General features: G+C 35.2%; 25 protein-coding genes. 4 read left to right on the forward strand and 21 right to left on the reverse strand.

Translation table 11 applies throughout. The annotated features are described in order from the left end of the window. Nucleotides 1–3: 3 nt before the first annotated feature. From ACYQ5R_RS01345 to ACYQ5R_RS01360, 4 genes are all read left to right on the forward strand, one after another. Nucleotides 4–342 carry a P-II family nitrogen regulator gene (locus ACYQ5R_RS01345; protein ID WP_460189105.1) on the forward strand — a complete coding sequence of 113 codons (339 nt, stop codon included), beginning with the start codon at nt 4–6 and terminating at the stop codon, nt 340–342. A gap of 36 nt (nt 343–378) precedes the next feature. Then, nucleotides 379–1,614, forward strand: coding sequence for an ammonium transporter (locus ACYQ5R_RS01350; RefSeq protein WP_460189106.1), 1,236 nt, complete (start codon nt 379–381; stop codon nt 1,612–1,614). 218 nt (nt 1,615–1,832) lie between these two features. Then, entirely contained in the window at nt 1,833–6,344 is a 4,512-nt protein-coding gene (gene gltB, locus ACYQ5R_RS01355; protein ID WP_460189107.1) for a glutamate synthase large subunit, read from the forward strand. Between the two features lie 4 nt (nt 6,345–6,348). Beyond that, on the forward strand, nt 6,349–7,809 hold the full coding sequence (locus tag ACYQ5R_RS01360; RefSeq protein WP_460189108.1) for a glutamate synthase subunit beta: 1,461 nt from the start codon (nt 6,349–6,351) through the stop codon (nt 7,807–7,809). Nucleotides 7,810–7,892: 83 nt separating this feature from the next. Here ACYQ5R_RS01360 and ctlX read toward each other — a convergent pair whose 3' ends face one another. From ctlX to rpsN, 21 genes are all read right to left on the reverse strand, one after another. Then, nucleotides 7,893–8,828: a citrulline utilization hydrolase CtlX gene (ctlX, locus tag ACYQ5R_RS01365; RefSeq protein WP_460189109.1), complete on the reverse strand. Its 936-nt coding sequence runs from the start codon at nt 8,826–8,828 to the stop codon at nt 7,893–7,895. 96 nt (nt 8,829–8,924) lie between these two features. Then, nucleotides 8,925–9,548, reverse strand: coding sequence for a thioredoxin family protein (locus ACYQ5R_RS01370; RefSeq protein WP_460189110.1), 624 nt, complete (start codon nt 9,546–9,548; stop codon nt 8,925–8,927). Nucleotides 9,549–9,632: 84 nt separating this feature from the next. After that, nucleotides 9,633–10,547, reverse strand: a complete 915-nt coding sequence (locus ACYQ5R_RS01375) for a dimethylarginine dimethylaminohydrolase family protein (protein WP_460189111.1) — start codon at nt 10,545–10,547, stop codon at nt 9,633–9,635. Between the two features lie 77 nt (nt 10,548–10,624). After that, on the reverse strand, nt 10,625–11,911 hold the full coding sequence (locus ACYQ5R_RS01380; RefSeq protein WP_460189112.1) for a citrate synthase: 1,287 nt from the start codon (nt 11,909–11,911) through the stop codon (nt 10,625–10,627). Between the two features lie 164 nt (nt 11,912–12,075). After that, nucleotides 12,076–13,365, reverse strand: a complete 1,290-nt coding sequence (gene eno, locus ACYQ5R_RS01385) for a phosphopyruvate hydratase (RefSeq protein ID WP_460189113.1) — start codon at nt 13,363–13,365, stop codon at nt 12,076–12,078. A 140-nt stretch (nt 13,366–13,505) separates the two neighbouring features. Further along, nucleotides 13,506–14,615, reverse strand: a complete 1,110-nt coding sequence (gene carA, locus ACYQ5R_RS01390; protein ID WP_460189114.1) for a glutamine-hydrolyzing carbamoyl-phosphate synthase small subunit — start codon at nt 14,613–14,615, stop codon at nt 13,506–13,508. A gap of 110 nt (nt 14,616–14,725) precedes the next feature. Then, nucleotides 14,726–15,211, reverse strand: a complete 486-nt coding sequence (rplQ, locus tag ACYQ5R_RS01395; RefSeq protein ID WP_460189115.1) for a 50S ribosomal protein L17 — start codon at nt 15,209–15,211, stop codon at nt 14,726–14,728. 61 nt (nt 15,212–15,272) lie between these two features. Beyond that, a complete protein-coding gene (locus ACYQ5R_RS01400) occupies nt 15,273–16,265 on the reverse strand; it encodes a DNA-directed RNA polymerase subunit alpha (RefSeq protein WP_460189116.1) in 993 nt (330 codons plus the stop codon). 95 nt (nt 16,266–16,360) lie between these two features. Next, nucleotides 16,361–16,966, reverse strand: a complete 606-nt coding sequence (gene rpsD, locus ACYQ5R_RS01405; RefSeq protein ID WP_460189117.1) for a 30S ribosomal protein S4 — start codon at nt 16,964–16,966, stop codon at nt 16,361–16,363. A gap of 86 nt (nt 16,967–17,052) precedes the next feature. Continuing rightward, on the reverse strand, nt 17,053–17,433 hold the full coding sequence (rpsK, locus tag ACYQ5R_RS01410; RefSeq protein WP_460189118.1) for a 30S ribosomal protein S11: 381 nt from the start codon (nt 17,431–17,433) through the stop codon (nt 17,053–17,055). Between the two features lie 11 nt (nt 17,434–17,444). After that, nucleotides 17,445–17,819 (reverse strand): 30S ribosomal protein S13, encoded by a 375-nt coding sequence (gene rpsM / locus ACYQ5R_RS01415; RefSeq protein WP_460189119.1) that lies wholly within the window; start codon nt 17,817–17,819, stop codon nt 17,445–17,447. Between the two features lie 2 nt (nt 17,820–17,821). Beyond that, a complete protein-coding gene (gene ykgO / locus ACYQ5R_RS01420) occupies nt 17,822–17,938 on the reverse strand; it encodes a type B 50S ribosomal protein L36 (RefSeq protein ID WP_073316873.1) in 117 nt (38 codons plus the stop codon). A 10-nt stretch (nt 17,939–17,948) separates the two neighbouring features. After that, nucleotides 17,949–18,164, reverse strand: a complete 216-nt coding sequence (gene infA / locus ACYQ5R_RS01425; RefSeq protein WP_460189120.1) for a translation initiation factor IF-1 — start codon at nt 18,162–18,164, stop codon at nt 17,949–17,951. Then, complete coding sequence (gene secY / locus ACYQ5R_RS01430; RefSeq protein ID WP_460189121.1) at nt 18,164–19,531, reverse strand: preprotein translocase subunit SecY; 1,368 nt, start codon at nt 19,529–19,531, stop codon at nt 18,164–18,166. Before secY ends, infA begins: the two co-directional genes overlap by 1 nt. Before the next feature lie 14 nt (nt 19,532–19,545). After that, complete coding sequence (gene rplO, locus ACYQ5R_RS01435; RefSeq protein ID WP_460189122.1) at nt 19,546–19,998, reverse strand: 50S ribosomal protein L15; 453 nt, start codon at nt 19,996–19,998, stop codon at nt 19,546–19,548. Between the two features lie 14 nt (nt 19,999–20,012). Then, entirely contained in the window at nt 20,013–20,195 is a 183-nt protein-coding gene (gene rpmD, locus ACYQ5R_RS01440; RefSeq protein ID WP_460189123.1) for a 50S ribosomal protein L30, read from the reverse strand. Between the two features lie 13 nt (nt 20,196–20,208). Further along, the gene (rpsE, locus tag ACYQ5R_RS01445) at nt 20,209–20,733 is read right to left on the reverse strand and encodes a 30S ribosomal protein S5 (RefSeq protein WP_460189124.1); all 525 of its coding nucleotides are present in this window, start codon (nt 20,731–20,733) and stop codon (nt 20,209–20,211) included. Between the two features lie 6 nt (nt 20,734–20,739). Then, on the reverse strand, nt 20,740–21,090 hold the full coding sequence (rplR, locus tag ACYQ5R_RS01450) for a 50S ribosomal protein L18 (protein WP_460189125.1): 351 nt from the start codon (nt 21,088–21,090) through the stop codon (nt 20,740–20,742). 12 nt (nt 21,091–21,102) lie between these two features. Beyond that, nucleotides 21,103–21,645, reverse strand: a complete 543-nt coding sequence (rplF, locus tag ACYQ5R_RS01455; protein WP_460189126.1) for a 50S ribosomal protein L6 — start codon at nt 21,643–21,645, stop codon at nt 21,103–21,105. A gap of 13 nt (nt 21,646–21,658) precedes the next feature. After that, nucleotides 21,659–22,057 carry a 30S ribosomal protein S8 gene (gene rpsH, locus ACYQ5R_RS01460; RefSeq protein WP_460189127.1) on the reverse strand — a complete coding sequence of 133 codons (399 nt, stop codon included), beginning with the start codon at nt 22,055–22,057 and terminating at the stop codon, nt 21,659–21,661. 61 nt (nt 22,058–22,118) lie between these two features. Beyond that, nucleotides 22,119–22,388: a 30S ribosomal protein S14 gene (rpsN, locus tag ACYQ5R_RS01465; protein WP_460189128.1), complete on the reverse strand. Its 270-nt coding sequence runs from the start codon at nt 22,386–22,388 to the stop codon at nt 22,119–22,121. Nucleotides 22,389–22,391: the final 3 nt, after the last annotated feature.

Raw genomic sequence — 22,391 nt, forward strand, 5'->3', positions numbered from 1 at the left:
ATCATGAAAAAAGTCGAAGCAATTATCAGAAAATCAAAGTTTACAACAGTAAAAGAAGCCTTACATAAAGTAGGTGTTAACTTCTTCTCTTACTGGGATGTAACAGGTTTAGGAAATGAAAAAGAAGGTCATGTATATCGCGGTGTTGCATACAGCACTAGTGATATTCAACGCCGCTACTTATCTATCGTTGTGAACGACGATTTCGAAGAAATTACTATTGATGCCATTCTAAAAAGTGCAGCTACAGGAGATGTAGGTGATGGTAAAATCTTTGTATCAGACATCAGCGAAGTTTATAGAATTAGAACAGGTGAAAAAGGTGGTCAAACCTTAAAATAATTTCAAACCAAACACACAATTAAATAACAATTCATTATGGAATTACTTACAACAAATAACGTATGGATGATGATCTGTACAGCACTTGTTTTCTTTATGCACACAGGGTTTGCATTTTTAGAAATAGGTTTAACAAGACAAAAGAATACCATTAATATTCTTTTCAAAAATATCTTTATCATCACTGTTGGTTTATTACTATACTACATAGTTGGATTCAATATGATGTACCCGGGATTTGCTGAAGACTCTTCAGGATTCTTTGGATTTGCTGGATTTGGAATTGCTCCACCTGAAAATGGAATGACTCCTGATTATGCAGATGGCGGTTACACTTGGTGGACTGACTTCTTATTCCAGGGAATGTTTGCTGCTACTGCTGCAACTATCGTTTCTGGAGCTGTAGCTGAGCGTATTAAAATTGGACCTTTCATGATTTTTACTATTATTTATGTTGGTTTAGTTTACCCAATCGCAGGTTCTTGGAAATGGGGTGGCGGATTCTTGGATATGAGAGAAACTCCATTCTATGATTTTGCTGGTTCTACTTTAGTTCACTCTGTTGGTGGATGGGCTGCGTTAGTTGCTGTTTGGTTACTAGGCGCCAGAATAGGAAAATTCAAAGATGGGAAACCACAAGCAATTCCAGGTCATAATATTCCTTTAGCGACTGCAGGTGTTTTAATCCTATGGTTAGGTTGGTTCGGATTTAATGGAGGTTCAGTTTTATCTGCAGATCCAGAGTTAACATCTTTAACTTTAGTAACAACCTGTTTAGCTGCTGCTGCAGGTGGTGTAGTTGCCGCTTTAGTATCTTTCTTAAAATACAAGAATCTTGATTTAACTATGTTCTTAAACGGTATTTTAGGTGGTTTAGTTGGTATTACAGCAGGTGCTGATCAAATGAGTCCAGAAGATGCGATTATTATTGGCGCTATTGCAGGTGCTTTAATTGTATTTGCTGTTGCATTCATTGACAGAATAAAATTAGATGATCCAGTTGGTGCTATTGCTGTACACTTAATTTGTGGTATCTGGGGTACTTTAGCTGTAGGTCTATTTGGAGCATTGGCTGGTGTAGATCAGTTTGTAAGCCAATTAATTGGTATTGCTTCTTATGCTGCAATTTGTATTCCTTCTGCATTCATCATTTTCTTCATCTTGAAGAAAACTGTAGGTATTAGAGTTTCTGAAAAAGAAGAGCTAGAAGGATTAGATGGTCATGAGCACGGAATGAGTGCTTACTCTGACTTTAGAATGAACGAGCATTAATAGCTATTTATATTTTCTTTTTTTACTACAAGCGTCCAAATTTCACAATTTGGACGCTTCTTTTTTTTACATATTCTTCAATCTTAAAACCAATAATTTTACATTTTAAATTATTTTTAAGGTTAATTTCTATTTACTGCATTTCTTCAACAGTTACCCTTGTTTTGTTAAGATATTAGCATCAATTTACATAAATTTGTTTCCCTATTAATAATTATATGATACAAAAACAAGGTTTATATTTACCAGAATTTGAGCATGAAAATTGCGGTGCAGGATTTATTTGTAACCTGAAAGGAAAAAAGACCAATCAGATTATTCATGATGCTTTAGAGATTTTAGTAAAACTAGAACATCGTGGCGGTGTAAGTGCCGATGGTAAAACGGGTGACGGAGCAGGATTATTAATTGATATCCCCCATAAGTATTTTCAACGTGTTTGTAAATTTGATTTACCTGAACAACGAGAATATGCCGTAGGTATGGTTTTCTTACCTAAGAACACCAATCAATATAGATACTGCAAAGAGTTATTTGAGAAAGAAATTTTAAGTCAAGGTCTAACTATTCTTGGTTGGAGAGAAGTTCCAGTAGACTCTTCTCATCTTGGTGAAATAGCTTTAGCCTCAGAACCTAATATAGAGCAAATATTTATAGGTAAAGGTGAGATAAAAGACGAACAAACATTTAAGGCGAAATTGTATGCAGCTCGTAAGATTACGGAGCATGCGATTGCCAATTCTAAAATGTCTGAAAGCTCTTATTTCTATTTACCTAGTTTATCAAATACTACCTTAATATATAAAGGTATCATAATGCCAGAAGATATCGGCCCTTACTTTACCGATCTTCAGCAACCAGACCTTGTTACTAGATTGGCTTTAGTACACCAAAGGTTTAGTACCAACACAATGCCTACATGGGAGCTTGCGCAACCATTCAGACATATTTGCCAAAATGGAGAAATCAACACATTAAGAGGTAACGTAAGTAGAATGCGAGTTCGTGAAGAAATCATGAAGAGTGACATTTTTGGTGATGAAATAGAAAAATTATTCCCAATTATTTTACCAGGAAAATCTGATTCTGCCTCTATGGATATGGTTGTAGAATTACTAACACTTACTGGCAGATCATTGCCAGAGGTAATGATGATGATGATTCCTGAAGCTTGGGAAAAACATAAAACAATGTCTCCAGAAAGAAAAGCATTTTATGAGTATAATGCTTGTATTATGGAGCCTTGGGATGGTCCTGCTTCAGTACCATTTACAGATGGAGATTATATTGGTGCTTTATTAGACAGAAACGGATTAAGACCATCTCGTTACACCGTTACAAAAAACGGAAACGTAGTGATGTCTTCAGAAATAGGTGTACTAGATATTAAACCAGAAAACGTGGTAAAACACGGTCGTTTAGAACCTGGTAAAATGTTCTTGGTAGACATGAATGAGGGACGAATTATTAATGATGAAGAAATCAAAGAAAAGATTGTATCTGAGCGTCCTTACAAAAAGTGGTTAGACAATACACGCCTACATTTAAAAGATGTACCTTATACTAACGATGCTTGCCCTATCGAAACTATCGATATGAAAACAAGACTTCGTTTATTCAACTATACCTTAGAAGACATGCAGGAGATTATTACTCCTATGGCTCAAAATGCTAAAGAAGCATTGGGCTCTATGGGTACAGACACTCCTTTGGCTGTATTATCAGATAGACCACAAATTATATCAAACTACTTCAAGCAATTATTTGCGCAGGTTACCAACCCACCTTTAGATGGAATTAGAGAAGAGATTGTAACCGATATTAGTTTGGCTTTAGGTAAAGACCGAAACATCTTTAGTATTACCGAGCGTCAATGTAGAAAATTACGCATTCAAAATCCAGTAATTTCTAACGACGATTTAGAAAAAATTAGAACAATTTCAGTAGGCACTTTTAAGGCTGAAACAATTGGCATGTTGTATCCAATTGAAAAAGGCTTAAATGGATTAGAAGATGCTTTAGAAGACATTATTACTCAAGTTACCAAAGCACTTGAACGCGGAACAAATATTATTATTTTATCTGATAGAGGTGTAAATAAAGAACTCGCTCCTATTCCAGCTTTATTGGCTTGTTCGTATGTAAATCATCAAATGAATAGATTGCGCAAGCGTTCTTATTTTGATATTATCATAGAATCTGCAGAACCAAGAGAACCGCATCATTTTGCAACTTTATTTGGTTATGGTGCAAGTGCGATAAATCCTTACATGGTAAATGAAATCATCAGAAAACAAGTTAAAGATGGCTTTATTACAAATATGGATGAGCAAAAAGCAGTTGACAATTTCAACAAGGCAATTGGCAAAGGCTTATTAAAGGTTATGAATAAAATTGGCATTTCAACCCTACATTCATACAGAGGTTCTCAAATTTTTGAAATCGTTGGTTTCAATTCACAATTCGTAGACAAGTATTTCCCATATACAGCTTCAAGAATTGAAGGTATTGGATTGTACGAAATAGAAAAAGAAATTAGAGAACGCTATAAATATGCGTATCCTGATAAATACATCAACAAACGTTTAGGTTTAAACGTTGGTGGAGATTACCGATGGAGACGAAATGGTGAACGCCACTTATTCAACCCAACAACTATTTCTAAATTACAGCAAGCTGTTCGCTTAAGCGACCAGAGTAGTTACGACATTTATGCAAAAGCAATTAATGAGCAGTCAGAAAACTTAATGACTATTCGTGGCTTGTTTGAATTCGATAATTTAGACCCAATTCCTATTGAAGAAGTAGAACCATGGACAGATATTGTAAAGCGCTTTAAAACAGGTGCTATGTCTTATGGATCTATCTCAAGAGAAGCTCATGAAAATTTAGCCATTGCTATGAACCGTATTGGAGGAAAATCCAATTCTGGTGAAGGTGGTGAAGACAGAAGACGTTTTCAACCTGATGTAAATGGCGATAGTAGAAACTCTGCTATTAAGCAGGTAGCATCTGGTAGATTTGGTGTAACTTCTCATTATCTAACAAACGCCAAAGAGATTCAAATTAAAATGGCTCAGGGCGCAAAACCGGGAGAGGGTGGACAATTACCGGGTGAAAAAGTATTGCCATGGATTGCCGCTGCAAGAAATTCAACGCCATTTGTTGGTTTAATTTCTCCGCCACCACATCATGATATTTACTCTATTGAAGATTTAGCTCAGTTGATTTTCGACTTAAAGAATGCCAATAGAGAAGCTAGAATAAATGTAAAACTTGTATCAGAAGTTGGTGTAGGTACCATTGCAGCAGGTGTTTCTAAAGCAAAAGCAGATGTGGTACTAATTTCTGGATATGATGGTGGTACTGGAGCCTCTCCTCTAACCTCATTGAAGCATGCAGGTTTACCTTGGGAACTTGGTTTAGCTGAAGCCCAACAAACGCTTGTATTAAATGATTTAAGAAGCAGAATTGTTGTCGAGTGTGACGGACAGTTAAAAACTGGTCGCGATGTAGCAATTGCTGCTTTATTAGGTGCAGAAGAATTTGGATTTGCCACTGCTCCACTTGTAGCTTCAGGCTGTATCATGATGCGTAAATGTCATTTAAATACATGTCCGGTAGGTATTGCTACTCAAGATAAAGAGTTGCGTAAAAACTTTAAAGGCACACCAGAGCACGTAATTAATTTCTTCTATTATGTAGCAGAAGAATTGAGAGCAATTATGGCACAGTTAGGATTTAGAACCTTAACTGAAATGGTTGGTCAAACGCATAAGATTAATGCCAATAAAGCCATAAAACATTACAAGGCTAAAGGCTTAGACCTATCTTCTATCTTATACAGACCAGAAGGGTATAGCAAAATGCCTGTAAGAAACTCAGAGCAACAAGATCACAACCTAGACAATGTGTTAGATTTCGAAATATTGAAAGATTCTCACAGAGCCTTGTTTAGAAAAGAAAAGATGAATTTAAGTTACGATATAAAAAACACCGATAGAACTGTTGGTGCGATTGTTAGTAACGAGATTTCTAAAAAATATGGACATCTAGGATTACCTGAAGATACTTTAAATATTGACTTCACAGGTTCTGCAGGACAAAGCCTTGGTGCATTTGGGGCTCATGGATTAACATTTACTGTAAATGGCAACACAAACGATTACTTAGGTAAAGGATTATCTGGAGCTAAATTAATTGTAAAGATTCCAGAGGTATCAACATTTAATGCTGAAGAAAATATTATTGTAGGTAATGTTTGTTTGTTCGGAGCAGTAGAAGGTCAAGCCTATATTAACGGTATTGCCGGAGAGCGCTTTGCCGTTAGAAACTCTGGTGCTACAGCTGTGGTTGAAGGAGTTGGAGATCACTGTTGCGAGTATATGACAGGTGGGCGTATAGTTGTACTCGGTAAAACAGGTAGAAACTTTGCCGCTGGTATGAGTGGTGGTATTGCTTATGTTTTTGATGCTGAAGATAAATTTACAAAAGGACTGTGTAATACGGAAACTATTGAATTTGAAGCAATCTCAGCACAAGATGAACAAGAATTAAAAGACATGATTACAAAGCACGTAGCAAATACGAATAGTAATCGTGGTAAAGAGATATTAAACAATTGGAAATCATCATTGAAGAAATTCGTAAAAGTGATGCCAATTGAATATAAGAAAGCGTTGATACGCATAGAGACAGAAGAACCTATGGTAGAAGAATTAACAGCATAAGAAGATGGGAAAAGTAACAGGATTTAAAGAAATAGACAGAAAAGATGAAGCCTACAAACCAGTTAAGGAACGTATAGAGCATTATAAAGAATTTACTATTCCATTAAGCGAAAAAGAAATTTCGGATCAAGGTTCTCGTTGTATGGACTGCGGAATTCCATTTTGCCATAGTGGCTGCCCATTAGGTAATTTAATACCAGATTTTAATCACATGGTGCATCAAGGTGAATGGCAACGTGCTAGTTGGATTTTACATTCTACAAACAACTTTCCAGAATTTACAGGTCGTTTATGTCCAGCACCTTGTGAGCAAGCATGTGTATTGGGTATTATAGAAGATCCTATTTCTATAGAGAATATTGAGAAAAATATTGTAGAACGCGCATTTAAAGAAGGTTGGATTAAGCCTGTATTACCTAAAACAAGAACAGGTAAAACAATCGCAGTTGTTGGTTCAGGTCCCGCTGGTTTGGCCGCTGCACAACAATTAAATCGTGCAGGTCATACGATTACTGTATTTGAACGCGATGATGAAATTGGAGGGCTTTTACGTTATGGTATTCCAAACTTTAAAATGGAAAAAGAAATTATAGACCGTAGAGTTTCTATTCTAAAAGCCGAAGGAATTTCTTTTGAAGTAAATGTAAATGTAGGTGTTAATTACGATGTTGAAAATCTGAAAGCTTTTGACGCTGTAGTTCTTTGCGGTGGAGCAACAGAAAGAAGAAGTTTACCTACACCAGGTATTGATGCAGACGGTGTAGTACAAGCAATGGATTTCTTAACGCAACAAACTAAAGTTGTCTTTGGTAAAAAAGTAAAAAATCAAGTATTGGCTACAGGTAAAGATGTAATTGTTATTGGAGGTGGAGATACGGGATCTGACTGTATTGGTACTTCTAACAGACAAGGTGCAAAGTCTGTTACCAACTTTGAGATTATGCCTAAACCACCAATGATGCGAAGTGATAAAACTCCTTGGCCATATTGGCCACTTCAGTTAAAAACATCTTCTTCTCACAAAGAAGGTTGTGAACGAGAGTGGTTAATCAATACGAAAGAGTTTATTAAAGATGAAGAAGGTAAATTAATCGCTTTAAAAACAATTCAAGTTGAGTGGGAAATAGAGCCAGGTAAGAGACCTCAATTAATAGAAGTTGAAGGAACGGAAAAAACTTGGCCTTGTGATTTAGCATTATTGGCTTTAGGATTTACAGGACCAGAAAGTACTTTAGCAGATAAATTGGGTATTGAAAAAGATACTAGATCAAATTACAAAGCAGCATACGGTAAATACCAAACGAATATACCGAACATTTTTACCGCTGGAGATATGCGTCGTGGACAATCTTTAATTGTTTGGGCAATATCAGAAGGCAGAGAAGCTGCTAGACAGGTTGATATTTACTTAATGGGTAAATCTGACTTACCAACCAAAGGTAACGGCGATATTTTATCTGCTTAAAAAAGCAAATCAACTAAGCATAACAAAGGTTATATATATTTTAGCTTTAAGCTTGTTCTAATTTTAGGGCAAGCTTTTTTTGTTTATGCTCTTGGCAAGAACACTTCGGCCATCATACATCTCACACTACCACCCCCACAGGTTTCTATCGTATTAATTTTGCTGTAAAGAATTTTAGAATGTTTTTCTATTATACCAACCTGATTTGCATTTAGACTCTGATATGCAGCTTCAGACATTATGGTAATTCGTTCTCCTTTTGCATTCTTAACAGCGAGCATGTTACCTGCAAATTGCTCTACTTGTGCTTCTGTTATAGCAACAATTTGTTTTCCAGATTCCTTTAACTGCTTAAGAACCATTTTTCTCTCTTTTTTATCGTCTATACTATCTAAGCAAATAACTGCAAAATCTTCAGCCAAGGCCATCATTACATTGGTATGATAGATTGCCTTACGCTCACCATTAACGGTTTGATTGGCAGTAAATATTACAGGTGTATATTCAAAATCTTCACAAAACTCAATAAACAAATCTTCGTCGGCTCTAGGAGATAAAGCACAATAAGCAATATTGTTAACACGATCTAAAATAATACTACCTGTTCCTTCTAAAAATAGCTGATCTTCTTCAGCCGAAGTATAATCAACTACATTTTCAATAAGAAAACCTTCTGACTCCAGTTGCTCTAATATGTCCTCGCGACGTTCTAACCTTCTATTTTCTGCAAACATTGGATACACTCCAACTGTACCATCTGTATGAAAACTAACCCAATTATTTGGAAAAATAGAATCTGGTGTATTTGGTTCCAGGGTATCTTGAACTACCACAATTCGAACACCTGCTTTTCTTAATTTTTTAACAAAAGTGTCAAACTCTTCTTCTGCCTGTTTTTGAATTGTTGCTGGCAAAACATTATCTATACTTTGTTGATAGTAATTATTTACGGCAGTCTGCTCATTCATCCTAAAGTTAATAGGACGCACCATTAAAATAGTATCGGTAATCTGTTGCATGCAGTTTTTTGATTTTAGAAGTTCTAAAAGAGTTACAAATGTATTAATAACTTAAAGAAACTAAAATCCTAAATCTTTAAAAAATCTGCGCTCTAATTAGAGGGTCTTTAAGAAGCTAGTCAACTCATTTATAATTGTTTGACCTTTGTCTTTATTATACCAACGCTGCAAATTTTCTTTAAATTCCGCTGATAAACGTCCATGCTCTCTCTTAAAATCGGTAACCATTTGATTTAAAACGTTCGGTCTTGGACCATACTCTCCAACTACTTCTTGAGTGTTATTATCAAACATAATTACCTTAGGAATTGAATGCGTACCATTGTATAAAAAGTGACTCATTAAAATAGGATTTTCATCTCTATAAATAAGACGTAAATCTATATTGTCTGAGAGTTCAGCCAATTTATTGAGTATTGGAATTACATGAGCCGCATCACCACACCAACTCTCTGTTAGAACCAACCACGTTAAAGAATGATTTGTGTTTTTAAACACCTTTCTAACTTCATCAGAAATCTTTACAGTTTTATCCCAACGTTTCATTCTACGATGGTTTAATTTGGTGTAGTTTATCAATCCTTCTGACTGATCTCTACCGGAAGTAGCTTCTGCGTTTACATATCGTTCTATCATTTCTAAATACTCTTGATATGTTAAAGCATGTCTCAACGCTTTTATAATTAACTCTTGAATTGATTTTTGCTTTAGTACTTCCATAATTTATAAAATAACCCCAACTTGTAAGACGCTATAAAGGGGCTATTCTTACAAGTTACACTCGGTCTATCATTTAAAAATGACTTATACTCGAAATAAAGGAAGTGTTGCACAGCGAAGCAATCCTCCTTGTTTTGAAATTTCAGAAAATTGCACTTCTTCTACTGTAAATCCTTGCCCTTTTAACCAAGTATTTAAACGGGTAAAAGATTTTTCAGAAATAATCACATCCTCAGAAATAGAGAAAACATTTGAGAACATATGATACATCTCTTCGTTCGTTATTTCAAAAATATTGTCTTTTCCAAATAATTCTACTAAAAACTCATACTCACTCTCTACTAAAAATCCATCAGGATTCATTATAGCTTTTCCCTTTCCTATTGGTTGAAAGCAACAGTCTAAATGCAATGCATTCTGCTTAGGATTTGTGTTCGATTTTATTAGCTCAAAAGACTTTACCATTTTATCTGGAAATAATTCCTGTAATGCTATGACTGCATCCATGTTTGAACGAGCAGTTATATACTCTGGATAATCTTTTCCAGAATAAATTCCAACAAAGATATATTCTCCCCAAGGCATAACATCTCCACCCTCTACATGTGCTTCTTCAGGCAACGCAATAACATTATCAGAATCAATCAATTCAATCACATGATCTATGGCATGAATTTCTTTATCTCTATCAGGTAATATATTAGATTGAATGAATTTATCCTCAATTACAAAGGCAATATCTCTCGCAAATATTTGATTACAATCTTTGAGCACCTCTGGCCTAAATACCTTAACTCCATATTTCTCAAAAACCTTTGCAACACCTTCTAACTCTTCAACCATATCTTCCTCTAATGGATAAGTCCCTGCTAAAACATTTTCCAATGATTTAGGGTCGTAACAATCTTCAGGTTTTGGGGTCGGACCGTTCTGAACAGCTGTACCCAATACAACTGCTTTTAACGGACTAATTTCATTATGAATGTTAATCTTAAGCATAGTCAATTAAAAAAGCCACTTTGCACATAGCTCGAGGGCTGATAACAAAATGGCTGGTAGTTTTATGTTTTCTTTTTTTAACGCTCTTCGATTGGCTTAAAAGCTCTTTCAGTTTTACCAATATAAATCTGTCTAGGTCTTCCAATTGGCTCTTTACGTAATCGCATTTCTCTCCATTGCGCAATCCAACCTGGTAATCTACCTAATGCAAACATTACTGTAAACATTTCTACTGGTATACCCATTGCACGGTAAATAATACCAGAATAAAAATCTACATTCGGATATAGTTTTCTTGCAACAAAATAGTCGTCTGTTAAGGCCTCTTGTTCCAATCCTTTTGCAATATCTAAAATTGGATCTTGTACCCCCAAATCTCCTAAAACTTCATCAGCAGCAACTTTAATAATTTTTGCTCTTGGATCAAAGTTCTTATATACTCTATGCCCGAATCCCATTAAACGGAATGGATCTGTCTTATCCTTTGCTTTTGCCATGTATTTCTTAGTGTCTCCACCATCTTCTTTAATAGCTTCTAACATTTCTAAAACAGCTTGATTTGCACCACCATGCAATGGACCCCATAAAGCAGAAATACCTGCTGATAAAGAAGCAAACAATCCAGCATGCGAAGAACCTACTACTCTAACTGTAGAAGTAGAACAGTTTTGCTCGTGATCTGCATGAAGAATTAATAACTTATCCAAAGCATCAACAACAATTGGATTTAATTCGAACTCTTCGTTTGGTTCTTTGAACATCATCTTTAATACGTTTTCTACGTACCCTAAAGATTTATCTCCGTAATCTAAAGGCAAGCCTTTTTTCTTACGCATAGTCCAAGCTACTAACACCGGAAATTTACCTAAAATCCCAACAATGGCATTGTACATATCTTCTTCTGAATTGATATCTACAGATTCTGGATTAAACGCAGTAAGTGCACTTGTTAAAGATGATAACACACCCATTGGATGTGCTGATTTTGGGAAAGCATCTAAAATTTTCTTTACATCATCATCTACAATAGATTGCTTTTTTATATCACTATGGAATTTATCTAATTCTTCTTGAGTTGGTAATTCTCCAAAAATCAATAAGTAGGCTACTTCTAAGAAAGATGCTTTTTCTGCCAATTCTTCGATACTGAAACCTCTATATCTTAAAATTCCTTTTTCTCCTTCTAAGAACGTAATTTCACTAACACAAGATCCTGTATTTTTAAAACCAGGGTCAATCGTAATAACACCATCCGTAGCAGCTCGAAGTTTAGAAATATCTATAGCTGTCTCATTTTCAACTCCTGTAAATGTTGGAAATTCATACACTTGACCGTTAATCTCTAACTTTGCCGTATCTGCCATGTTCTTTGTTTTTCTTTGTTGTTTTTAATCGACCACGAAAGTACGAATTTTAACACGAAAATAAAAGTGAAGAATTTGCTAAAATCCTAAGGAATTACTAAATGTTTCCCATAAAAAAAGCCAGTGTAAAAACACCGGCTTTTGTATTATTTAAAAAGAAACTCTCAGTTTACTTTAAAAGCCTTTTCTTTAGGGTAATAAGCCACTTCTGCTAACTCCTCTTCAATTCTTAATAATTGGTTGTACTTAGCCATACGGTCAGAACGAGATGCCGAACCAGTTTTGATCTGACCTGTATTTAATGCAACTGCTAAATCTGCAATTGTATTATCTTCAGTTTCTCCAGAACGGTGCGACATTACTGAAGTATACCCAGCATTGTGGGCCATATTAACTGCTGCAATTGTTTCTGTTAAAGTACCGATTTGATTTACTTTAATTAAAATTGAGTTTGCAATACCATTATCGATACCTCTACCTAATCTTTCAACATTTGTAACAAATAAATCGTCACCTACTAACTGTACTTTGTCTCCGATCTTATCAGTCAAGTATTTCCAACCATCCCAATCGTTTTCATCCATACCATCTTCAATAGAGATAATTGGATACTTACCAGCTAATTCAGCTAAATAGTCTGCTTGTTCCTCAGATGTTCTTACAACACCACTATTACCCTCAAACTTTGTATAGTCGTATTTACCATCTACATAAAATTCTGCAGAAGCGCAATCTAATGCTAACATTACCTCACTTCCGGTTTTATAACCAGCTTTCTCAATAGCAGCCATAACTGTATCTAATGCATCTTCTGTACCGTCAAAAGTTGGTGCAAAACCACCTTCATCACCTACTGCAGTGCTTAAGTTACGGTCGTGAAGTAATTTTTTAAGGTTATGGAAAATTTCACTACCAATTTGCATGGCGTGTGTAAAGTTAGAAGCACCTACAGGCATAATCATAAACTCTTGAAATGCAATTGGTGCATCTGAATGCGAACCACCATTTACGATATTCATCATTGGCACTGGTAATGTATTTGCACTTACACCTCCAACATAACGATACAATGGCATATTTAATTCATTGGCCGCAGCTTTTGCAACCGCTAAAGAAACACCTAATATAGCATTGGCTCCTAATTTAGCTTTGTTTGCTGTACCATCTAAATCAATCATTAATTGATCAATAGCGTTTTGCTCAAAAACAGAAACGCCTAATAACTCAGGAGCAATAACATCATTAACATTTTTAACGGCGTTTAAAACACCTTTACCCATATAGTTGTTTCCTCCATCACGCAATTCAACAGCTTCATGCTCTCCTGTAGAAGCTCCAGATGGAACCGCTGCTCTACCTAAAACACCATTTTCTGTTACCACGTCTACCTCAACAGTTGGGTTACCACGTGAATCAAAAATTTGTCTTGCATGAATGTTAATAATGATACTCATAATATAATGTTTTAATTATTTTTTAGTCTAAAATCCAAAGGTACGAAACCCCTTAGTAATGTCATTAAAATAAGGTTAAATAATTGCAGAATTAGTAAATCTTCAAAATGATGTCAATTGATTGTTTAACCTTATTGAAATTACATTGATTTTTTAATATTATCTATAAATTGATCGAATAGGTACACCGAGTCATTTGGTCCTGGACTTGCTTCTGGATGGTATTGTACAGAAAATACATTTTTATCTTTCATACGCATACCCGCTACAGTACCATCATTTAAATGTTGATGAGTCATTTCAAAAGCATCGTTAGCATCCAATGCTTCTTTCTTTACAACAAATCCGTGGTTTTGAGATGTAATTTCACCTTTACCTGTCAATAAATTTTTAACTGGGTGATTGATACCTCTATGCCCATTGTGCATTTTGTAGGTCTCTATACCATTTGCCAAAGCAATAACTTGATGCCCTAAACAAATACCAAATAAAGGTAAATCTCTTTTAATAATCTCTTTTGCCAAATCTTGAGCTTCTACCAATGGTGTTGGATCTCCAGGTCCGTTAGATAAGAAATATCCATTAGGCTCAAATGCTGCTAACTCTTCGAAAGTAGCGTTATAAGGAAATACTTTTACGTAACATCCTCTAGAAGTAAGATTGCGTAAAATATTCTTTTTAATACCAATATCTAAAGCAGAGACTTTAATTGGTGCATTAGGATCTCCAACAAAATAAGGTTCTTTCGTAGAAACTTTAGAAGCTAACTCTAAACCGTCCATATTTGGCTGTGCCGCTAATTCAGCTTTTACTTTATCTAAATTATCAATGTCTGTTGTTATAACAGAATTCATTGCTCCCTTATCTCTAATATGTTTTACAACTGCTCTAGTATCCACATCAGAAATTGCAATTAGATTGTATTTCTTAAAGTAATCCTCTAGACTACCTGTAGCTTTATCTCTTGAAAAATTATATGAAAAGTTTCTACAAACTAAGCCCGCAATTTTAATAGAATCAGATTCTATATCATCTACTTCATCAACTCCGTAATTACCAATGTGTGCATTGGTAGTTAACATCATTTGTCCGAAATACGATGGGTCTGTAAAAATTTCTTGGTATCCAGTCATACCTGTATTGAAACAAATTTCACCAAATGAAGTACCGTCAATTCCTACTGACTTCCCTTCAAACATGGTTCCGTCTTCTAATAATAAAATGGCTTTTTTACGAGTTGAATAATTCACGTTGTTATGTTGCTTTTAGATGTGATTTTTATTGGGTTCAAATTTAAAAAAAAAGGATAAACTAACGGGTTAGCTTATCCTTTTTCATATTATAAATGCAATACTCTCATTTATTCTTCAGTCGCTTCAGGTGTTTCTTCAGAAGCAGCTGGAGCTTCTGCAGGAGTAGCCTCAGCTTTTTTGGTTCTACCTCTACGTGTAGATTTTTTCTTCTTCTTACCTTTTGGATTGTAAATTTCGTTGTAATCAACTAATTCAATCATTGCCATTGGTGCATTATCACCTTGACGATTTCCTAATTTGATAATACGAACATACCCTCCTGGTCTGTCTGCAACCTTAACTGAAATTTCTTTAAATAACTCAGTTACTGCATATTTGTTTTTAAGGTAACTAAACACTACCCTACGGTTGTGTGTAGTATCTTCTTTTGACTTTGTAATTAACGGCTCAACGTACTGACGTAAAGCTTTAGCTTTAGCAACTGTAGTGTTGATTCTTTTATGCTCAATTAATGAACAAGCCATATTGGCTAACATCGCCTTTCTGTGCGCTGTTTTTCTGCCTAAGTGATTAAATTTTTTACCGTGTCTCATGACGTTTAAAATTTGCTCTCATCTTGCCTCAACCCATTATTGGGGCGCAAAATATGAGAGGTTACTCTTTATCTAATTTATATTTACTTAAGTCCATACCGAAACTTAAACCTTTTCCATGCACTAACTCATCTAATTCAGTTAATGATTTCTTACCAAAGTTACGGAACTTCATTAAGTCGTTTTTATTAAATGATACTAAGTCTCCAAGCGTATCTACTTCTGCTGCTTTTAAACAGTTTAATGCTCTAACTGATAAATCCATATCAATTAGTTTTGTTTTAAGCAACTGACGCATGTGTAATGACTCTTCATCATATGTCTCAGTCTGTGCAATTTCATCAGCCTCTAAAGTGATACGCTCATCAGAGAATAACATAAAGTGGTGGATTAAGATTTTTGCAGCTTCTGTTAATGCGTCTTGTGGTACGATTGAACCATCAGTAACGATATCAAATACTAATTTTTCGTAATCAGTTTTTTGCTCTACACGGAAGTTTTCTACAGCGTATTTTACGTTCTTAATTGGCGTAAAAATAGAATCTGTAAAAATAGTTCCTAGTGGTGCACCTGCTTTTTTATTCTCTTCAGCTGGAACAAACCCTCTACCTTTTTCAATTGAAAGCTCGAACTGTAAGTTTACTGATTTTTCCATGTTACAGATTACTAAATCTGGATTTAATACTTGGAAACCTGAGATAAACTTTTGTAAGTCACCAGCAGTTAACTGCTCTTGACCTGAAACAGAAACTACTACAGATTCTTTATCTGTGTCATCTATTTGCTTTTTAAAACGAACTTGCTTTAAGTTTAAGATGATTTCTGTAACATCTTCCACAATACCAGTGATTGTAGAAAATTCGTGCTCTACACCCTCAATACGGATTGATGTAATTGCGTACCCTTCTAATGAAGATAATAATACCCTTCTTAAAGCATTACCAACTGTTAAACCAAATCCTGGTTCTAACGGTCTGAACTCAAATCTACCTTCGAAATCGGTAGAGTCGATCATAATTACTTTGTCAGGTTTTTGAAAATTTAATATTGCCATTGTTTTCTTCGTTTTAATTGTTAGTTGGTTGCGCGGTTTAGAAGTTTGAAGAAATACTTAAAAACCCTTTGGCCAAATACCAATATGATTAATTATTATTTAGAGTATAACTCTACGATTAATTGTTCTTTGATGTTTTCTGGAATTTGTAATCTTTCTGGAACAGATACGAAAGTACCTTCCATTTTATCTCCATTCCAAGTTAACCATTCGTAAACATTGCTATTGTTAGCTAATGATGCTTCTACTACTTCTAAAGATTTCGATTTTTCTCTAACAGCAATTACATCACCTGCTCTCAACGAGTAAGATGGAATGTTTACTAATTCACCGTTTACTGTAATGTGACGGTGTGATACTAATTGTCTAGCAGCATTACGAGAAGGAGCGATACCTAAACGGTATACCACGTTGTCTAAACGCGACTCACATAATTGTAATAAGATCTCACCAGTAATACCTTTTGCACTAGATGCCTTTTTAAATAAACCTCTAAATTGACGCTCTAAGATACCGTAAGTATACTTTGCTTTTTGTTTTTCTGCTAACTGAACCGCGTACTCAGATTTTTTACCTCTTCTACGGTTGTTACCATGTTGTCCTGGAGGATAGTTTCTTTTTTCAAAAGATTTATCTGCTCCATATATTGCCTCGCCAAATTTACGTGCAATTTTAGTTGTTGGTCCTGTATATCTTGCCATTTTTATTTTATTTGTTAATAGGGGTTATGAATTAAGGCTTACTCCTTCGATAACCATTTTATCCTATTGTTAAAAATTTAATTTTGTTATACTCTTCTTCTTTTTGGAGGGCGACATCCATTGTGTGGCATTGGAGTAACATCAATAATTTCTGTTACTTCAATTCCGTTGTTATGAAGTGTTCTCATTGCACTCTCTCTACCGTTACCAGGTCCTTTCACGTAAGCTTTCACTTTTCTTAAACCTGCTTCGTAAGCAACTGCTGCACAATCTTCTGCTGCTGTTTGAGCTGCATAAGGTGTGTTCTTTTTAGAGCCTCTAAAGCCCATTTTACCAGCAGATGACCAAGAAATTACATCGCCTCTTTTGTTGGTTAAAGAGATAATAATGTTGTTAAATGATGCAGTTATGTGAGCTTCACCTACCGCTTCAACAATAACTTTACGTTTTTTTGTTGCCTTTGCCATGATACTACTTATTATTTAGTTGCTTTCTTTTTGTTAGCTACAGTCTTACGCTTACCTTTTCTAGTACGAGAGTTGTTTTTAGTTCTCTGTCCTCTTAATGGTAATCCTGATCTATGACGAATACCTCTGTAACATCCAATATCCATTAGACGTTTGATGTTTAATTGAGTTTCAGATCTCAATTCACCTTCAATGGTATAAGTTCCTACTTGTTCTCTAATGCTTCCGATTTCTTCATCAGTCCAATCTTGAACTTTTTTACTCTCGTCAACATTGGCAGCTGCTAAAATTTCTTTAGCTCTGCTTCTACCAATTCCAAAAATGTACGTTAAAGAGATTACTCCTCTTTTATTTTTTGGGATATCAATACCTGCTATTCTTGCCATAATTATCCTTGTCTTTGTTTAAATCTAGGATTCTTTTTATTGATTACATATAATCTGCCTTTTCTACGCACAATCTTGCACTCGGCACTTCTCTTTTTTAATGATGCTCTTACTTTCATCGTTTGTTGTTTAGTATCTATAAGTAATTCTTGCCTTTGTTAAATCATACGGACTCATCTCAAGTTTTACCTTATCACCTGGTAATAATTTTATGTAATGCATACGCATTTTACCTGAGATATGTGCTGTTACAATATGACCGTTTTCTAGTTCAACTCTAAACATTGCGTTAGACAATGCTTCTGTAATTGTACCATCTTGTTCTATTGCTGCTTGTTTTGCCATTATAGTCCTGATTTTCTTTTTGTTCCTGTTTTCATTAAGCCATCGTATTGACGGTTTAATAAATGTGCATTAATTTGTTGAATAGTATCTATAGCAACTCCTACCATAATCAACAATGATGTTCCACCATAAAATATTGCCCAACTTTGTTGCACACCAAACTTTACTACAAAGGCAGGTAATACTGCAAGCAACGCCAAGAAGATTGATCCTGGGAACGTAATTAAAGATAAAATCTTATCTAAATAATTATCTGTTTCGTTTCCTGGTCTAATTCCTGGAATAAATCCGTTACTTCTTTTTAATGTAGCAGCCATCTCATTCGTCTTAACAGTAATTGCTGTATAGAAATAACTAAAGATGATGATTAAAAAGGCAAACAATAAATTGTATCCTAAGCCATTAAAATCACTAAAATAACCTGCACCTGTTTTTAACCAATCAGGGCTAAAGTTAGCTTGTTGTAAAGCACCTGGAACAAACATAATTGCCTGAGCAAAGATGATTGGCATTACACCCGCTGAATTTAACTTTAACGGAATATATTGACGTGCTCCAGCCACGTCACGAACAGTACCTGCTACAGTTTTTCTTGCGTATTGAATAGGTACTTTTCTAATTGCAGTAACTAAATAAACACAAGCCATAATAACTACAAACCATACAATAACCTCAATTAACACCATCATAATACCACCAGCACCTGCAGTTCCTCCAGAGGCTTCGCTACTTACTTTTGATAATACTTCTTGTGCAAACGCACTTGGGAAACTAGCAATAATACCAATCATAATTAAAAGAGAAATACCATTACCAATACCTTTATCAGTAATTTTCTCTCCTAACCACATGGCAAAGATAGACCCTGTTGTTAATAAGATTAATGAAGTAAACCAGAACAATCCACCTTTTCCAATTAAAAAGGCTGCATCTGGAATACCAACACCACCTAGGTTAGCAATATAAGCAGGACCTTGAACCAAGGTAATACCAATTGTTAACCAACGTGTAATTTGTGTAATTTTCTTTCTACCACTTTCTCCATCTTTTTGTAGTTTTTGTAAATAAGGAATCGCGATTCCCATCAACTGTACTACAATAGATGCAGAAATATATGGCATTACACCTAAAGCCATAACTGAAGCGCGAGTAAACCCACCTCCAGTAAACATATTAATCATGTCAATTAAACCACCAGTGTTAGAATTGTTTTCCATTGCTTCTGCAATAACAGCAGCATCTAAACCTGGTAATGTTACTTGCGCAGCAAAACGGTAAATAACCATAAAACTTAAGGTGATCAGAATTTTGTTCTTTAATTCGTCAATTGCCCAAATGTTCTTAATGGTTTGTATAAAATTCTTCATTTATAATTTCGTTATTATAAAGTTGTTACTGAACCGCCAACTGCCTCGATTGCTGCTTGAGCAGTTGCTGTAAATTTATGCGCTGTAATGTTTAATTTTGCTTTTAACTCTCCTCTTCCTAAAATCTTCACTAAGTCATTTGTGCGAGCTAAACGGTTTTCAACCAAAACTGTCATATCTACAGTGTCTTTAATTCTACCTGCATCAACATAAGCTTGTAAAGTATCTAAGTTGATACCTGTATACTCTTTACGGTTGATGTTAGTAAAACCAAATTTAGGCACACGTCTTTGCAAAGGCATTTGCCCTCCTTCGAATCCAATCTTACGAGAGTATCCTGAACGAGATTTTGCACCTTTATGACCTCTTGTAGCTGTTCCGCCTTTACCAGAACCTTGTCCTCTACCAACTCTTTTTGCTGCTCCTTTTACTGAGCCAGCTGCTGGTTTTAAGTTATTTAATGCCATAACTACAATATATCTTATTTAATTTCTTCTACAGAAATTAAGTGTTTAACTTTATTTACCATTCCAAGGATTGTAGGAGTAGCTTCATGCTCTACTACCTGATCAATCTTACGTAAGCCTAATGCTTCTAACGTTCTCTTTTGGTTTTGAGGACGTCTTATCTTACTCTTAACTTGTGTTACTCTAATTTTTGCCATCGTACAATTGATTTTATCCTTTAAATACTTTTTCTAAAGAAATTCCTCTTTGTTTTGCAATAGTAGCAGCACTACGTAATCTTAATAAAGCATCAAAAGTAGCCTTCACAACATTGTGAGGGTTTGATGAACCTTGAGATTTTGATAATACGTCATGTACACCTACTGATTCTAATACCGCACGTACAGCACCACCGGCAATTACCCCGGTACCGTGTGTTGCAGGCTTTAAGAATACTCTTGCACCACCAAATTTACCTTTTTGCTCGTGTGGTAATGTGTGGTTGATAATAGGAATACGCACTAAGTTTTTCTTTGCATCTTCAATTGCTTTTGCAATTGCAGTTGCAACGTCTTTAGATTTACCTAAACCATGACCTACTACACCGTTACCATCACCTACAACTACGATTGCAGAAAATCCGAACGCTCTACCACCTTTAGTTACTTTGGTAACACGTTGAACACCTACTAAATGATCTTGTAGTTCTAAACCACTTGGTTTAACGATTTCTACGTTTTTATATGATTGATACATAATTTCTTAAAATTTTAAACCTGCTTCTCTTGCAGCTTCTGCTAGAGTTTTAACTCTACCGTGATACAAATAACCGTTTCTGTCAAACGCAACTGTTTCAACACCTGCTTTAGAAGCAGCTTCTGCGATTGCTTTACCTACTGCGGCAGCAACATCAGATTTTGGTCCAGATGCAATTGCTTTATCTCTTGATGAAGCAGAAGCTAAGGTTTTACCTGCTACGTCATCTATTAATTGAGCATAAATTTCTTTATTAGATCTAAATACTGATAATCTAGGTTTAGATGCAGTACCAGAAATAACTTTTCTGATTCTATACTTAATTCTTTGTCTTCTTGCTAGCTTTGATAATGCCATAACTCTTATAAATTATGCAGTTTTACCTGCTTTTCTTCTTAATACTTCACCTACGAATTTAACTCCTTTTCCTTTGTAAGGCTCTGGCTTACGGAAAGAACGAATCTTTGCTGCTACCTGACCAACTAATTGTTTGTCATGAGAAGTTAATTTAACGATTGGGTTTTTACCTTTTTCTGAAACTGTTTCAACCTTTACTTCTGGCGCAATATTCATTACGATATTGTGCGAGAAACCTAAAGCTAAATCCAATTTTTGTCCTTGGTTAGATGCTCTATATCCTACTCCAACTAATTCTAATTCTTTAGTCCATCCTTTAGATACACCTAAAACCATGTTGTTAATTAAAGCTCTGTAAAGACCGTGCTTTGCGCGATCGTCTCTACTTTCAGAAGCACGCTCTACAACAACGCTACCTTCTTCTACTTTAATCGAAACACCATCAAATTCTTGAGATAATTCTCCAAGTTTTCCTTTTACTGTGATTACGTTGTTGTTTACGTCAACAGTAACTCCTTCAGCTATTGCTATTGGGCTATTTCCTATTCTTGACATTTTCTTCTACTTTTTAATAAACGTAACATAAAACTTCACCACCAACGTTTTCACGTACTGCTTGTTTGTTTGTTATTACACCGTGTGATGTAGAAACAATTGCAATACCTAATCCGTTTAATACTCTAGGCATATCTGAAGCACTAGCGTATTTACGTAAACCTGGTTTACTTACTCTTTCGATTTTTCTGATTACAGACTCTTTAGTTTGACGGTCGTATTTTAAAGCTATTTTAATAGTGCCTTGTACACTATTGTCTTCAAATTTATAGCTTAAAATGTATCCTTGGTCAAATAAGATTTTAGTAATCTCTTTTTTAAGGTTTGATGCAGGGATCTCAACTACTCTGTGTCCTGCTTTTACAGCATTTCTAATTCTTGTTAGATAATCTGCTATTGGATCTGTATACATATAAATTAATTTGCGGTTAGGGTTTTTAGTTTTTACTAAACCTTTAACCAATTAAACTTTTTTACCAGCTTGCTTTTTTTACACCAGGAATTAATCCTTGGTTAGCCATTTTACGGAATGTAACACGAGAAATTCCAAACTGACGCATGTATCCTTTTGGACGACCTGTTAACTTGCAACGGTTATGCATTCTTACAGGAGATGCGTTTTTTGGTAATTTTTGCAATGCTTCGTAATCTCCAGCTTCTTTTAAAGCTTTTCTTTTCTCAGCATATTTTGCAACCATTTTTGCTCGTTTTACCTCACGGGCTTTCATTGATTCTTTAGCCATCTC

The organism is Urechidicola sp. KH5 (assembly GCF_054661455.1).